Source organism: Methylomonas sp. DH-1 (assembly GCF_046097555.1).
In the GTDB taxonomy this organism is placed as follows: domain Bacteria; phylum Pseudomonadota; class Gammaproteobacteria; order Methylococcales; family Methylomonadaceae; genus Methylomonas; species Methylomonas koyamae.
The window spans coordinates 1,623,041-1,638,634 of sequence record NZ_CP143089.1 but is presented as its reverse complement, the minus strand read 5'-3'; the positions used below and the strand labels follow the sequence as shown (position 1 = coordinate 1,638,634).

The 15,594-nt window shown below is 56.0% G+C and carries 8 protein-coding genes; 4 read left to right on the top strand and 4 right to left on the bottom strand.

Annotated elements, in window-relative coordinates; all coding sequences use genetic code 11:
- Positions 1 to 178 precede the first annotated feature (178 nt).
- The 4 genes from VXJ35_RS07840 to smbP all read left to right on the top strand — a co-directional run bounded on the left by VXJ35_RS07840 (position 179) and on the right by smbP (position 10,314).
- On the top strand, positions 179 to 1,648 hold the full coding sequence (locus VXJ35_RS07840) for an MBL fold metallo-hydrolase (RefSeq protein ID WP_064021153.1): 1,470 nt from the start codon (positions 179 to 181) through the stop codon (positions 1,646 to 1,648).
- Between the two features lie 908 nt (positions 1,649 to 2,556).
- Complete coding sequence (locus VXJ35_RS07835; RefSeq protein WP_082880843.1) at positions 2,557 to 4,671, top strand: PAS domain S-box protein; 2,115 nt, start codon at positions 2,557 to 2,559, stop codon at positions 4,669 to 4,671.
- Positions 4,658 to 9,184: a PAS domain S-box protein gene (locus VXJ35_RS07830; protein WP_082880842.1), complete on the top strand. Its 4,527-nt coding sequence runs from the start codon at positions 4,658 to 4,660 to the stop codon at positions 9,182 to 9,184. Before VXJ35_RS07835 ends, VXJ35_RS07830 begins: the two co-directional genes overlap by 14 nt.
- Before the next feature lie 800 nt (positions 9,185 to 9,984).
- Positions 9,985 to 10,314 (top strand): small metal-binding protein SmbP, encoded by a 330-nt coding sequence (gene smbP, locus VXJ35_RS07825; protein ID WP_064021150.1) that lies wholly within the window; start codon positions 9,985 to 9,987, stop codon positions 10,312 to 10,314.
- Positions 10,315 to 10,459: 145 nt separating this feature from the next.
- On the opposite strand, the gene VXJ35_RS07820 is transcribed toward smbP, so the two are convergent.
- Genes VXJ35_RS07820 through VXJ35_RS07805 form a run of 4 tightly spaced genes read right to left on the bottom strand, consistent with a single transcriptional unit; the run spans position 10,460 to position 15,209 of the window.
- Positions 10,460 to 11,578 carry a HupE/UreJ family protein gene (locus tag VXJ35_RS07820; protein ID WP_064021149.1) on the bottom strand — a complete coding sequence of 373 codons (1,119 nt, stop codon included), beginning with the start codon at positions 11,576 to 11,578 and terminating at the stop codon, positions 10,460 to 10,462.
- Positions 11,575 to 12,753, bottom strand: a complete 1,179-nt coding sequence (locus VXJ35_RS07815) for a hypothetical protein (protein WP_157198116.1) — start codon at positions 12,751 to 12,753, stop codon at positions 11,575 to 11,577. The genes VXJ35_RS07820 and VXJ35_RS07815 overlap by 4 nt, the downstream gene beginning before the upstream one ends.
- A 58-nt stretch (positions 12,754 to 12,811) precedes the next feature.
- Entirely contained in the window at positions 12,812 to 14,431 is a 1,620-nt protein-coding gene (locus VXJ35_RS07810) for a DUF4331 domain-containing protein (protein WP_064021147.1), read from the bottom strand.
- 43 nt (positions 14,432 to 14,474) lie between these two features.
- The gene (locus VXJ35_RS07805; protein WP_064021146.1) at positions 14,475 to 15,209 is read right to left on the bottom strand and encodes a DVUA0089 family protein; all 735 of its coding nucleotides are present in this window, start codon (positions 15,207 to 15,209) and stop codon (positions 14,475 to 14,477) included.
- Between the last annotated feature and the right edge of the window lie 385 nt (positions 15,210 to 15,594).

The following is a 15,594-nucleotide window of genomic DNA, read 5'->3' as shown; positions in this document are numbered from 1 at the left end:
AACCCTGACCGGGTTTGCATAGCCTGATTCGCCAGCCTCACTGGCACCAGCGGCAAATACCCGGATAAATCCTGCCCGGGCACGAGGTTTGCACTACTTAGCTTTCTCAATTTTAAATTTGGCTGCTCGTTGGCAGGAAACATCCAGCGGCAGCCGTTTTGACTATTCAGGAGCCAACATGCGCAACCCTCTATTCACCGCCGCCGGTTTTACCCTGGCGCTAACCACCGTCAGTTGCAGTTCTCTGCATCAGAACGCCGTCAAGCAGGCAGCGGATGCCGTCGGCGTCGATAGCATCAAATCCATCGAATTCAGCGGCACCGGCCGCTGGTACCAGTTTGGCCAAGCACCTAGTCCCGATCTGCCCTGGCCGCCGTTTGCGGTAAAAAGCTATACCGCTGACATCAATTACGAAACGGCCAGCGCGCGGGTACAAATCAGCCGTTTGCAGGAGATAGAAGCCGGCCGCAATCGGCCGGTGCCGACCGAGCAAAAAGTCGATCAATACATTAGCGGTAACGTGGCCTGGAATCTGGCGCCGCCGGCGGCCAATGCCACTACGCCAACGGTCACGCCGCAACCGGCGGCAAGCGCAGAACGCGCGGCGGAAATTTGGGCCACACCGCAGGGCTTTTTACGTGCAGCGCAGAAGTATCAAGCCAAAACGGAAACCAAAGGGGACATTACCGAAGTCAGCTTTACGGTTGACAGAAAATATCGCTATGTCGGCACGCTGAATGCCGAACACCAACTGACCAACGTCAAAACCTGGATCGATAATCCGGTGTTGGGCGACACCTTGGTCGAAACTCGCTTCAGCGATTACAAAGCCTTCGACGGCGCCGAGTTCCCCCGCCACATCGTCCGCCTGGCCGGCGGTTTTCCGGTGCTGGACATCAATGTCAACAGCGTCAAAGCCAACCTGCCGGTTGAGCTACCTATTCCCGCCGAAGCTTCCAAAAAGCCCTCTGTCGTCGTAGCGGCCAACAAATTGGCCGACGGCGTTTACTACCTGACCGGCGGCACGCACCATAGCGTGGCGATCGAGCAGAAAGACCACATCGTTTTGGTGGAAGCGCCGCTGAATGAAGAACGCTCGTTGGCGCTGATCGAAAAACTGAAAGAGACCGTCCCCAACAAACCGATCAAGTATTTGGTCAATACTCACGCCCACTTCGATCATTCCGGCGGCTTACGGACCTTCGTCGATGCCGGCGCGACCATAGTCACCCACGACCCCAACCAAAGCTATTACCAACAAATTTGGAGCAATCCGCATTCGATCAACCCGGATCGGCTGGAAGCGTCGAAAAAAGCCGCGAAGTTCGAGAGTTTTACCGGTAAAAAAGTATTGAGCGACGGCAAACGCAGCATCGAGATCCATTCGCTAGCCGATAACAGCCATAACGATGCCTTTATTGCGGTGTATTTGCCCAAGGAAAAAATTCTGGTCGAGGCTGACGCGTACACACCGCTAGCCGCCAACGCACCGGCACCAAGTTCGCCTAATCCGTATTCGGTGAATCTATACCAGAACATTCAAAAACTGAAATTGGATGTGAAGCAGATTGCCGCATTGCACGGGCCACGGGTAGTAACGCTGGCCGATTTGCGCAACGCCATCGGCATCACCAAAGCCGCCCGCTAAACAAGAAAGACTGCTGCCAAGACATTGCGTGGGAACGAAAACGTTACCCACGCACCTCAGTTTTAAAAAGGCTATGTTCGCGTTAGTAGTTGACGTCGCCCCGGCATACCCAAAGGGCACAAGTGGATTGCCGGGGCCCAGAAGCCACGGACGGCAAAGTTTCAACACATCCTTGTGCCATGGATCCCGGCAATCCATGCCGGGATGACGGCTTCGATCTCATTCAACTAGTAACGCGAACATAGCCTTTAAAAACATTCACCTCCGACACACCCCCATCCGTCATCCATGCCGGTTAAAGCCCTTCCTAGCCGCAATGCCGTCAAGTTAAGAAAACCCTGAACAAGTCTGTTTTTGATATTCCAACGCGAAGAAAAACACTTCAATTTTATCCAGGTCCGCCGATTTGCCCCTGATTTCCCAGGGGGCGGGAACGGATTTCGCCCTGGGTCGGCAACCAGGCGTTTCGAATCGGGTACTCGTCAAGCCGGCTGAAGCGATGGCTTGTATGTAGCGTTCCGTCATAGTGGCAAAAGCTAAACCAGGTAGGCGTTGCGTTCCTGCGGGTTAAAGTCGACGACCCGGCGTTATCGACGCGATCGGCCAATAGCTGCCGCTGAGGATGCTGGCGAAATTTTCCATCCTAAAGTTCAGAGAATGGCGGCTTTTCGGCACGCGATCTTGCGTCCTTTTTGGTTCGCCCAGGCCATTTTGCGACATTCAAGAAAGAGGGCAACCAGTGGTTCGAACAGCAGGTTTTAAATCATAGATGAAGCGTTGCCGAAAAATTGAACAACCGATTAAGTGAAAGACCTGCTATTTTTGAGCGTCCGTCAGGACTAAGCCGATGCCCAATTTCGGGCTTTTGGCTTGCCTATCATCAGTCATTTAACACGCCTATTCGTACTATGGACCCCTATAAACGCATTTTTGAGTCTACTCCCGATGGTTTATTGGTTATTAATAAATTTGGGAGTATTTCGGTGGTAAACGAGCAAGCGGAACGGATGTTTGGCTACGACCGCGATGAACTGGTTGGTAAGGAAATCGAAATCCTGATCCCCAGTCAGTTCTCCTCCCACCATGTAAAACACCGTTCAGACTACTTTAAAAATCCCAGATCGCGTCCCATGGGGGCTGGACTGGAGTTATTCGGTCGTCGCAAGGATAACAGCGAATTTCCGGTCGACATCATGCTCAGTCCTATCGGAGCCGAAGCAGAAAGCGCCGTTTTATGTGTGGTCCGTGACATTACTGAGCGGCATCGTGCGGAAAAGAAGTTTCGTGGTTTGCTCGAGTCGGCCCCGGATGCCATGGTGATCGTCGATGCCAATGGCCAAATTGTATTGGTGAATTCACAGACAGAAATAATGTTCGGCTACCGGCGCGACGAGCTGCTGGGGAAACCGGTTGAAACACTGATGCCGAAACGCTTTCGTTCGCATCATTCAGACCATCGCAATGGTTATTTTGCAGGCCCTAGGGTCCGTCCGATGGGCGCTGGCTTGGAATTGTACGGTTTGCGGAAGGATGGCTCGGAATTTCCGATCGAGATCAGTCTGAGCCCGTTAGAGACCGAAGAAGGTGTTTTGATATCCAGCGCCATTCGCGATATTAGCAGGCGCAGGAGCGCTGAAAACGAGCGTTCGCGTCTTGCCGCCATTGTGGAATCGGCAACCGATGCCATCATCGGCAAAAAGCTGGATGGTACGATTTTGAGTTGGAATCCCGCCGCAGAACGCCTATTTGGCTACCGATCTGACGAGGTGATTGGACAGAACATCAAGATGCTGATCCCGCCGGATCGCTTAGAGGAAGAATCTCGCATCTTAAATTTGATCCGCAATGACGCGCGTGTCGAGCCTTACGAAAGCGTCAGACAACGTAAGGACGGTACGTTGATCGAAGTATGGCTGACCATGTCGCCGGTAAAAGACGCCGACGGTAATGTCATCGGCGCGTCTAAGATCGTTGCCGACATCACCGGACGCCGGCGCGCCGAGAAAAAATTCCGGGGTTTGCTCGAGTCGGCCCCGGATGCCATGGTGATCGTCAATGGCAATGGCCAAATCGTATTGGTGAATTCGCAGACAGAAAAAATGTTCGGCTACCCGCGCGATGAGCTGCTGGGGAAACCGGTTGAAACACTCATGCCCCAACGAATGCGCGAGCATCATCCAGGCCATCGCAAGGGTTATTTTGCAAATCCCAGGGTCCGTCCGATGGGCGTTGGCTTGGAACTGTACGGCTTGCGGAAGGATGGCTCGGAATTTCCGATCGAGATCAGTCTGAGCCCGTTAGAAACCGAAGAAGGCGTTTTGATATCCAGCGCCATTCGGGATATTAGCGAGCGCACGCAAGCGGAGAAAAAGATTCTGGAGTCTCTTCGGGAAAAAGAAGTGCTGCTTAAGGAGGTGCATCATCGCGTCAAGAACAACTTGGCCGTGATTTCCAGTCTGTTTTACCTGCAGTCGACCTACACGACTGACGAACTGATGCTGAAAATTTTGCAGGAATGTCAGGACAGGGTGCGTTCGATGGCTTTGGTGCATGAAAGCCTCTACGGTTCGGAAAATTTCGCGGCGGTCAATTTTGCCGAGTATGCACGTAATCTTAGTGAACAATTGATTCATACCTATGGACTAACCACCAACCAGATTCAATTAACGACAGACATGGATACCCTTCTAATCGGCATAGATTTGGCGGTGCCATGCGGCTTGATCTTGAACGAATTGCTGACCAACGCCATCAAGCATGCCTTCCCGAACGGGCAACAGGGTATGATCAGATTAGGCTTACGCTTTACCGATAACGATCGGGTATTCAGGTTGCTTGTGAGCGATAATGGTATCGGGTTACCTACCGGGCTCAATATCGAGACCTGTCCGTCGCTGGGACTACGCCTGATTCGGTCTTTGACTCGCCAAGTGGGCGGGCACTTCGAATTTGCAGCCACGCACCCAGGAACGGAAGCACGACTTACCGTGCGATTGGATCATCATCATAATGACAGACAATAATCAGACTTTGGGTAAACGCATTTTAATCGTCGAGGACGAAGCCCTTATCGCCGAGGAAATGCAAGATCGATTACAACGCTTGGGTTATCAGGTCGCCGGTATTGCGGACACCGGGCCTACGGCCATCAGTATCGCCGAACAAACCCGGCCTGATCTGGTGTTAATGGACATCCAGCTCAAAGGCGAGATGGATGGCATTGAAACCGCGGAACGCATTTATCGGCAGCTACATATTCCTGTGGTCTATGTGACGGCGCACGCCGATCATGCCACTCTGCATCGTGCTAAAAACATCGCGCAATTCGGCTACATACTTAAACCGTTCCAAGAACGAGAGCTAATGGCCTCCATCCCCATGGCGCTGCATCGCCACAGTGTGGAGAAGCTACTCCAGGACAGCCAGATTACCTATGCGACCATATTGGCCAGCATTAGCGACGGCGTTATCGTCACCGATGAGCACGCCCGGCTGCGTTTCCTGAATCCCGTCGCCGAAAAGCTAACCGGATGGCGTCTTTCGGAAGCGCACGGTGCTGCTGTCGAAAGCGTTTTAACGCTGGTTGACGAAGTCACTCAGCGCACATTCGAAAATCCCCTTATTCATGTGCTGCAAACAAAGTCCGTTGCCACCTTTAGCGAAGCCTGTTTGTTAATCGATCGCAATGGACGAGCCATACCCATCGACTACAGCGCCGCTCCCGTGATAGGGACCTCCGGCGGTCTGGTCGGAGCCGTCGTCGTGGTCAGAGATATCAATGCCCAGCGTGCCGCAGAAAGAAAATTCAGAGGCCTGCTGGAATCGGCGCCGGATGCCATGGTGGTCGTCAATGAAGGCGGTCAAATCGTATTGGTCAATTCGCAGACAGAGAAAATATTCGGTTATCCGCGCCAGGAGCTGCTCAACCAGCCGGTCGAAAAACTCATGCCGGCCCGCTTGCGCGAGCAACATCCCGGGCATCGTCAAGGTTATGTTGCCAGCCCGCGGGTGCGGTCCATGGGCGCGAGCATGGAGTTGTATGGTCTACGGAAGGACGGTACCGAATTTCCGATCGAGATGAGTTTAAGTCCGCTGCAGATCGATGATGGCCTACTGGTTTTCAGTAATATCCGCGACACAACTGATCGCAAGCAACGCGATGCGGAATTGCTCGCCAGCGAACAACGTTTTCGCACGCTGGTAGAACAGGCATCGGACGGCATTCTTACTGCCGATGCCAATGGGGGCTATCTCGATGTGAATGCGGCCGGCTGTGAAATGTTGGGTTATTCGCGGGAGGAGATATTGCAAATGTCGATCGCAGACTTGCTCTCTCCCGAGGAAGTATTGCGTATAACACCGGAACTGGCCCGCTTGGGCGAAGGCGCCGCGGTTAAAAGCGAATGGCGTTTCCGCCGTAAGGATGGTTCGATTTTTGTGGGCGAGATTAATGCCCGGCAATTACCGGACGGTCGATTATTGGCCTTTCTGCGAGACATTACCGAAAGAAAGCAGACCGAGGATGCATTGCGCATCAGTCAGGCGCGTTTGGCCGAAGCTCAGAAACTGGCCGAACTCGGGCATTGGGAACTGTGTTTCGGCAGCAATCAACTGATGTGGTCCGACGATGTACACCGCATCTTCGAAACATCGCCCGAAACGTTCGGCGCGAGCTATCAGTATTTTCTGGAGCGCGTGCATCCGCATGACAGGGAGGCTGTCAACCAAGCCTATACCGAGTCACTGCAGGATAAGACGATTTTGGACTTGGAATATCGATTGCTGATGGCCGATGGGCGCATTAAATATCTTCATGCCCGCGGGCTGACCGAGTATGACGCCGCCGGCACGCCGCTGCGTTCGCTCGGTACCGTTCAGGACATCAGCAAGCGGAAACAGGCGGAACAACGCATTGAACGGCTCAACAAGCTATATGCCACGCTGGCCGAGACTAACGAAGTCATCGTCCGCGTTCAATCCAGAACGGAATTATTTGCCAATATCGTCCGCATTGCTGTCGAATTCAGCGAGCTGGCGTGCGCCTGGATTGGCTTGGTCGACGCAAAGAGGCAGCGTTTGCGACCTGTAGCGGTATACGGCCCCAGTTCATCCTATGTCGATAACCTTTTGATATCGTGCGATCCGCTTCTGCCGGAAGGATCTGGGCCTTGCGGATTGGCGCTAAACGAAGACAGCCACCAGCTCAGCAACGACTATCAGCACGATCCGAGAACCGCCCCTTGGCGGGCTGCCGCCAAGTCTTTCGGCATACACTCGGCCGGCTCATTTCCGTTACGACAGCAGGGACAGGTTATCGGCGTTTTGACGCTTTATGCTAATGAAGTGAATTTTTTTACCGAGGACATCGTTCGTTTATTGGCGGATATGACGATCGACATTTCTGTCGCGCTGGATCGTTTCGTCCATGAAGAAAAGCGTCAATTGGCTGAAAACGCCGTTCGCGAAAGCGAGATGCGCCTCAATTTGGCCATTGCTTCATCCAAATTGGGCATTTACGATGTCAACATCAAGACCGGCGAGAGGACTTACAATTCTGAATACGCCGCCATGCTGGGCTATGAACCGACAGGTTTTGAAGAAGACGCCGAGAGCTATTTCGAACACATTCATCCCGATGACCGCAAGGCGTGGTTGAACGCTTACAACGACTGCATTTCCGGCAACCGGGAGCATTTCCGCGCCGAATTTCGCAAGCGCACCGCGGACGGCGATTGGAAATGGATCTCGGCGATTGGCGCCGTGGTAGCGCATGATGCAGACGGAAATCCCTTACGTTTTATCGGCACGCATTCCGATATATCAGAACGTAAGTCCAGCGAGGAACATTTGCGTCTCTTGGCATCCGTTTTCGACTCGAGTCACGAATCCATCGTCGTCACCGACGTCAATCTCAACATTGTTGCCGTCAATAAGGCTTTTGCGGAAATGACCGGCTACAGCGCCGAAGAGTCCATAGGGCAACATGTCAGGATTTTCAAATCCGGGCATCATGACCATGCGCACTACGAAACCATGTGGCAACACATTAATAGCCTGGGCTATTGGCAAGGCGAGCTTTGGGTGCGGCATAAGAGTGGTGACAGCTATCCCTCCCTGACCGCAATCTCGTCAGTCCGCGCAGATAACGGCGGTGTTACCCACTATGTCAAAATATCGGCCGACATTACGCAACACAAAGAAGCCGAACAACGCATCAAACAATTGGCCTATTACGATGCCCTGACGGGAATTCCGAACAGAATACTCATGCGCGAGCAGGCGCAAAAGGCATTAGCCCTGGCGCAACGGAATCAGACCGAGCTTGCCTTATTTTTTATCGATCTCGATCGTTTCAAGAACATCAACGATTCGCTGGGCCATATCGTAGGCGACCAATTGCTACAGATCATGGCGGAGCGCCTATGTCAACTCGTGCGCGATACGGATACCGTGTGCCGCCTCGGCGGTGACGAGTTCTTATTGCTTCTGTCCGCCGGCGCCTCTACCGCGGCCCGCGTCGCTCGAAAGTTGTTGGCGGAGTTGGCCGAGCCTTATGACATTGCCGGGCATTCGTTACGGATTACTTGCAGCATTGGCATCGGCATTTTTCCCAAGGATGGGGGCGGTTTCGATGAGTTGCTAAAAAATGCCGACATTGCCATGTATAAGGCAAAGGAATCGGGACGCAATGCATTCCATTTTTTCTCTGCGGAAATGAACGCCGGCGCGATGGAGCGTCTGTTGCTGGAAAACGCCTTGCGGCAGGCACGCGTTAACAATCAGTTTTCGTTGTACTACCAGCCGCAAATCGATCTGTCCGATGGCCGTGTCATCGGCATGGAGGCATTGATCCGTTGGCAACATCCGGACACGGGCTTCATCCCGCCGGCCAAATTTATTCCGATTGCCGAAGAAACCGGCCTTATTGTGCCGATAGGCGAATGGGTCTTGAAGGAAGCTTGCCGGCAGAATCGAGCTTGGCAGTTAACAGGTCTGGTCGACGTGCCGATTTCCGTCAATCTATCCGTACGCCAGTTTTCGCATGACAATGTGTTGCGTTTGATCAGCAAAACCCTGCGAGAGACTGAGATGCCGGCGACGAGTTTGGAAGTCGAGATTACCGAAAGTATCCTGGTGCAGGATGTGGAAAAGACGCTGGGCGTCTTGCATGAGTTGAAGGCCATGGGGGTGAAGATTGCAGTCGATGACTTCGGAACCGGGTATTCGAGCCTGTCTTATCTGAAGCGCTTTCCATTGGACAGATTAAAAATTGACCAGTCGTTTGTGCGTGACGTGGTCGAAAACCGGGACGATCAAGCCATCGCTTCCGCTACCATTAATCTTGGGCATAGCCTCGGGCTGGTTGTCATTGCCGAAGGCGTCGAAACCAAAGCGCAATTGGATGTCCTGCGCACACTCGGTTGCGACGAAGTTCAAGGTTACTTCTTCGCTAGGCCGATGCCGGCAGTAGCAATGGAGCAGTTCTTACGGGACAAAGTTATCAATGGATCGAAGAATTACATTGAGCGCTGTTAAATTATCTGAGCAGACAGGGAAATCTTAAGCCAAACATTGAAGCTTGACTTATCGTATTGAAGTTTGAGCCTATAAACGCTTAGTTTTGAAAAAACGCCCGCTGGCAACCTGTTTTGAGGAGATAGAAGCTACCGTTCAATAGGACTCGGAACTCTCGCAGTTTTGAACCACCGGGCTTTAGGCGCATGAACCGTTCCAGCTAAAAGCTCAACAAGCTCCCAACAATCGTCCGAAATTTCTTGATAGCCCATAACTGGCAAATGCCATCGATAAATCAAGAGATTATTCAATATTCACAACATCAGGTACTAGTTGTGCCGGATATCTTCTAACCACCCGACTGCGCAACAGCAGACCCCCAAATTACGGCGCCTTCGGCACCGGCAGCGAATACAAACCTGACGAATTAAAACCGGTACCGGCCGGCAGCTTTGTCACCCATTACGGCAACGAAATCCACCACGACGGCGCCAAGGACGAAGACACCATCCTGCAAATCGTCGGCATCGGCCCGGCAACATCGGTGCCGGCGCCGGCCAAATAAGCGGCAGCGCTAGTGGGTACAAGCGGCGACGACTGCTGCCACGGCAACAACCCTGCAACAACACTTGTGCCGGCAAAAACATATTCCGGGCATTGTTATTTAAATCGCCAATAAAATCATACTATTAGCTCTGGCACGCAATTTGTGTATTCCATTACGGCGCCGCGCATGTCTCGATTAGCCTTGGCCAACCTTTGCGTAACCGGTGTCGAATTCACTTTCTAAACAAACCAATCCAATAACGGGGGAATTTCCTATGAAAAAAATCGCGATTATCAGCGCCTTACTGTTAACCAGCACCGGCGTATTTGCCGAAGAGCATGCGGCGGAAGCGTTGAAACATTCCGAGCACGCCGTGACTCACGGCCAGTCCGGTCACGCCGAGCAGTTGGTCGAACATGCCGGCAAGGCGCTGGATCACGCCAAACAAGCCGAAGGCGTAGCCAGCGGTGCGGCTAAAAGCCACGTCTCGGCCGGCATCAAATCGTTGGAAGAATCGATTGCCCACGGCAAACAAAACCACGCCGACGTGGCCACCAAACACGCCGAGGAAGCGGTAGGCCATTTCAAAGCCAGCAACGGTTAAATCTATTTCCCAAGCCGATAGCCGGGGCGCTTTAGCGGCTCCGGCCTTCGGCCGCCCGGTTCAGGATTTGCCGGGACGCAAAACTTCACCTAGACATCGGCGCGGATTGCGCCAAACAGCATTCTCATACCACAGCGGAATCCGCTCAGAAAATCTGCAAACTGATCTCCAGACTGCGCTCGGCCAGCCAAATGCAGGCCAACGCCGCAATCGCCGCCGAACTCCAGCGCATGGCCGAACGCGGATACGCGGCGAAACGGCCGGCGTATACCACCAGCGGAAACGCTACTGCCACAACGACCAGTTGTCCGGCCTCGACGCCGAGGTTGAAGCCCAGCAAAGCCGCAATTGGCGAACTGCTCCCGTTGCCGATATCCAATAACACGCTGGCGATACCCATGCCATGGATCAAACCGAAGCCGAACGCCAGCCAGGCCCGGCGCCGCGCCAACAGCGGGTAGATATTGTTCAGCGCCGCCAACGCCACCGATGCGGCGATGGCCGCTTCGACCCAGCGCGCCGGCAAGGCGATGACATGCAATGCGGTCAGGCTCAAGGTTAAAGAATGCGCCAACGTAAACGCGGTGACGACGGCGGCGACCTCCGGCGCAGCCGCGCGCCAACTGCCGACCGCGCGCCAGCCGGTCCGGTCCCAGGCCAGTCCGGCCGGCAGCAACAGACTGATTAAAAACAGCAGATGGTCGTAACCGATCAGGATGTGGTGCATACCCTCCCCGGCAAAACTCGCCAATACCTGCCAAAGGCTGTGTTCGGTCGCAACGTCGAACGTCTGCCGCTGCGAGTCCGGGCCGAATATAGCCGGCCGGCCGGCGGTTCCGGCCCAACTGAACAGGCCGCGGTGCTGGGCATCCAGATCGAAAAACAAACGGTAATCCAGCGACCACGGCCCGGACTGGTTTGGACAGGCCAGCGCAAAATTCAGCACCGCGTAGTTGCCATCGCTATGGCTAGCGACCTGCAATTGGCCCGGCTGTAACGCGCAATCCCGGCCGGCACTGGCAACGCTCAGCCGTTGCATGGCATAAGCGAATACGGCATCGCTCATGTTGCGCAATTCGCCCCAGGTAAGCGCGCCGTCGCCGTTTGCGTCCAGGCCCAGTGCGTAATCCAGGTCGCGCAAGGCGATATCCCAGCGGCCTTGCAGGCGGGCCGGGTCCAGACTCAAATAGCTGTCGCTGGCTTTATGCGCCATGGCCGGGGCGGAGCAGCACAACCATAAGCAGAGTAAGGCCCAGTTCTTCATACTCCCTCCCCGCCGAACTGGGCGATCAACGGCTGTAAGCGGCTATCCTGCAAACCGGTACGCGCCAGAAAATCCAGCACCGGCTGCAACTCGGTCCGGCTTTTGCCGGCGGCTAGCGCCGCTTCCATCAAGATCCGGGCGTCGCGTGGCTCGCGTTGGATTTGCCAATTGGCGTGGGCCAGCGCGAATGCGGCACCGGCCTGATTGCGCAGATGCAACAGAAACCGGGCCTCGTCGGCTTGGTGGCGGCTGTCGCCGCGCATGCGCAACGCGGCAAACCGCGCCTGTAACGCATCGGTATGGGCGGCGGCGTCCCGCTGCGGCAAATGCCGTTCCGCAAGCGTTAGCCGCAACAACAACGGATCGGCGCGGGTATGGTCGGCCAACAGCTCGACCACTTCGGCATAACGCTGCCGGTCCAACAGAAAGTCGGCGTAAGCGGCCAGCAGATAGCCGTTGGCCTCCGCGCTGGCCAACGCCTGCCGGTAATGGCGCTCGGCCGCGGCCAGGTCGCCGTTGCGCTCGGCGATTTCGGCTAAGGTGGTAAATGCCCATTGCCGGTCGGTTGCCGACGCTTCGTTCGCATTCGCCAACGCCTGTTGCAATTGGCGGTAAGCCGCATCACCTTGGCCGGTCAAGCTGATTACCGAATCGATGCAGACCGCACCAACCAACGGCGCCGCGGTTTTCGCCAGCGGCAGGCAACTACGGCCGGCTGCGGCATAGTCGCCTTGCACTTCCAGAATCGCCGCCCGGGTCAACCAGGCCTGGGCCAGGCGCGGCCGCAGTGCCAAGGCCCGCTCCAGCAAGGCCAGCGCCGGCGCGAATTCGTGCCGGTTTTGCAGCAAGGTGGCCTGCAACATAAGGACTTCCGGGTCGGCGGCTTGCCGAGTCAACCATGGTTGCAAGGCGGCCTCGGCGTAGCCGAAATAACGCGGATCGGCCTCGGCCCGGCCCAGTTCGATATAGCGCCGCGCCAATTGCAGCACCGGCGCCAAAGCCTGAGGCTGGGCGGCGACTTGCTGGCGCAAGCCGCGCAGTTCCAGCCAATGGCTATCGCGGGCCGGCAAGGTCTCGATCACCTGGCCGGCGTCGGCCGGCACGAACGCGTCGGCCCAACAAGGCTGCAGCGCCACAGTCAACACCATCCATCCCATTCTCCAGCGATTAAACATCGTCATTCTCCACAGCGAAGGGAGGCGGCCGCGCCGCCTCCGCGGTTGATAACGCGGGTCAATTGCTCGGGCAATTGCCGGGTAAGCCGCTGACTGGGTTGACGCAACCGGCTTCGCCCGGATCGACGTGCCGGCTGTGCCGGCCGCTGTTGGCAAAGGCGACGTAAGGAAAGGTTTCCTGGTAGATGCGGTCGTTGCCGTTGACGCCGTCGGCGACACGGTTGTTGGGAAAGGTATTGAACGCCGGGTTCAGCACCCCGGCCACGGCTTGGGCGGCGATATCGGTGACATCGTCAGATACGCGCCGTCCGTTCGGGAAACCGGCATTGTCGCCGGCCAGAAAGCCCATGCGTTGCCGCGCTGCCGCCACGGTCGGGCCGATGCCGGTATTCAGCCGCAACAGGTCGGCCAAGGGTCCGCTCTGTCCGGCCGAGCAGCCTGGGCAAATCGGTGCGGCGTAAAATACCAGCGGCGCCAAGTCCAGCCGCGGCGGCGCCGGAATCGGCAACGCACCGCCGTAGGCGGCATTCAACACCCGCGCCAACAACGGATCGAGCAGGTAATTGGCGAAAGCGGCGTCGTTTTTGGGATCGCTCATGCTGAATTTGTCTTTGTCGCCGGTGCCGATCAACAACTCGTTGATCAACGGGTTACCCATGCGCTGGATCTGAGCGTAAGCGTTCGCCAACTTGGGTTTGCCGCCCGGTTTGTCGGCATAGGCCTTGGTACGCGGCCGCGAGGTGGTGGCATAGGTGCCGATCACGGCCAACGCATCGCTGGCGGCATGTTGTTTGCCGTCCTGGGTCAGGAGTGCGATCGGCAGCTCGATGGCAATGGAATTGACATTAAAGCCGGCCACGTCGTCCGGCGCGTAATTGTTGCCGTTGTCGGCGGCCTGACCGTCGGAAAACACACCGGGAATCCCAGTACCGAAGGCGCCGCCGCGAAAATTAAAGGTATCGAACGCCGCTCCCAAATCGATGTAAAACGGATCGTCCACCGTGCCGGCAAACACCCGTACGCCGCCGCCCAAGTCGTAAATCCCCTGCCGGGCCAGATCGGTGTAATTCGGCATTGTGCGCGGCCCGACGTTGGACGGCACCGCATACAGCTTCTGTTGTTGGCTCAAGTCGATGACTTGGCGATTGGCGCCCTTGCCTTTGATTAAACTCACGCTGTAGCTTTGGCGCAGACCCAGGCCCTCGGAACCGGGACCGTCCAGCGCCGTGATGGCCAGCGGCACGATCGGACTGCCCGGCGCCACCGGCGCCGGCGAATTGGCCGGCGCGAAAATGCCGTTACCGGCACCGACGAAACCGGTGAACACGCCGGGCAAGCGGTTTTCGGTTTTAAAGCGAAATTGCAGCGTGAGGTCTTCTTCGGCGTCGAAGTCGTTATCGACTTTCATCTCGTAGAGTATTTCCGGGTCGAACGGAAAGTAGTTGGGGCCGTTGCCGGGCTCCAGCAACGGATCGACGTTGAGTATCATCGTCACTTTGCTCGGATCGTCGTAGCTGACGAAGGCGTACCAGTCGGTGATGTCGGCCTTGCTGTCCAGCGCCGTCAACGGCGCCTCGCGGTGGTTGGCCGCGTCCGCTACGGCCATGTCGGCCAGATTGATGATGGCGCCGGCCAGCAGTGCCAGCGGCCAGCGGCTGAATGAGTCGGTTGGTTTCATAATCGGTCTCCTGTGGATTCAATATGCGGATACAAGCTCCGCATCAGGCAATACGCGCCGGCGCGCTTTGCGGATGCAAGGCAACGGAAATTTTTTCGGAACCGGCACTCGGCTCGCCGCACAAATAGCGGCGGCCGTTTTTGGGTTTGGCGTAGCGGCCGCCCAGCAAAAACAGGCCGGACAAGCCCAGCAGCATCAGGGTGGGCGGTTCCGGCACCGTGGCCGCCTGCGCGGCATCGACGTTGACAATGTGGAATTCCCAGGCCGCGGTGCGGTTCGGCTCGACCGGATTGTTGTTGCTGTCCAATAGGCTGCCTTCGCAGAAACGGCCGTTGCTGCAACCGAATGCGGCGGTGAAATTCGGGTCGGCGTCGCGCAAGAAGCCGTCCGCCAACGTCGTGCTGACCGAGAAATTGTCGTATTGGGCTAACGTCGCCAGATAGTCGCCAGCGGCCAGATTCACAGCCAGATAGCTGTCGAACTCGCCGTAATCGAAAACCGTGCCGTTGGAGACTTGGCTGCCACCGGGAAAGCCATCGTCCTGTTCCGCCAATTGGTTGCCGCTGCTGTCCCACACGCTGACAATCGGATCGAAGCCGCCGCCGAGCCAGGACGAGGTAAACAAGGTGACGACGCCGGGGGCGCCGAGCGTGAAATTGAAACGCAATACGTCGTTGTCGTTGGCAAAACTGCCGCTAAAGTCGAAGTCGGCGCCGGCGGCCGTTCCGGCCGCGCTTAAGCTCGCGGCCAAGGCTGCCGCGCAAAGAGTCTTTTTCATGATTTGCTCCGCAAAAGAGTGGTTGGGATAGGCAAACTCAGTCGGCGGATCGCGACGCGGCCAAACGACTGGCTTGCAATCTTCAATACGCAGCGAATTAGGCGGCGGATGCAGAGCGGCAAAAAAATTTCGGCGGAAATTCTTAAAGAGGTGGGTTGCGGACGGCCGATTTCTTTGAAAAACCGACGTGTTTCAATGGTTTGAATTTACGGGTTGATCAGGCGCGTTTGCCAGGCCGGCGAAAGCTGCTTTATAGTGACCTAGAAATCGGCTTAGCCTCGCTTAGCGGCGAAAACGATCACCCCAACTTGCCGACCGCATCGGTTGAATATGCCCGCCAGTTCGCAAATTTCAGCGCCTATCCTCCCCTGTCCTGCATCCATGG

What these genes read in the sequence shown, in the direction of transcription:
- VXJ35_RS07805 (WP_064021146.1), bottom strand. Translation starts at nt 15,209, where the DNA reads ATGAAAAAGACTCTTTGCGCGGCAGCCTTGGCCGCGAGCTTAAGCGCG.
- VXJ35_RS07810 (WP_064021147.1), bottom strand. Translation starts at nt 14,431, where the DNA reads ATGAAACCAACCGACTCATTCAGCCGCTGGCCGCTGGCACTGCTGGCC.
- VXJ35_RS07835 (WP_082880843.1), top strand. Translation starts at nt 2,557, where the DNA reads ATGGACCCCTATAAACGCATTTTTGAGTCTACTCCCGATGGTTTATTG.
- smbP (WP_064021150.1), top strand. Translation starts at nt 9,985, where the DNA reads ATGAAAAAAATCGCGATTATCAGCGCCTTACTGTTAACCAGCACCGGC.
- VXJ35_RS07840 (WP_064021153.1), top strand. Translation starts at nt 179, where the DNA reads ATGCGCAACCCTCTATTCACCGCCGCCGGTTTTACCCTGGCGCTAACC.
- VXJ35_RS07830 (WP_082880842.1), top strand. Translation starts at nt 4,658, where the DNA reads ATGACAGACAATAATCAGACTTTGGGTAAACGCATTTTAATCGTCGAG.
- VXJ35_RS07815 (WP_157198116.1), bottom strand. Translation starts at nt 12,753, where the DNA reads ATGTTTAATCGCTGGAGAATGGGATGGATGGTGTTGACTGTGGCGCTG.
- VXJ35_RS07820 (WP_064021149.1), bottom strand. Translation starts at nt 11,578, where the DNA reads ATGAAGAACTGGGCCTTACTCTGCTTATGGTTGTGCTGCTCCGCCCCG.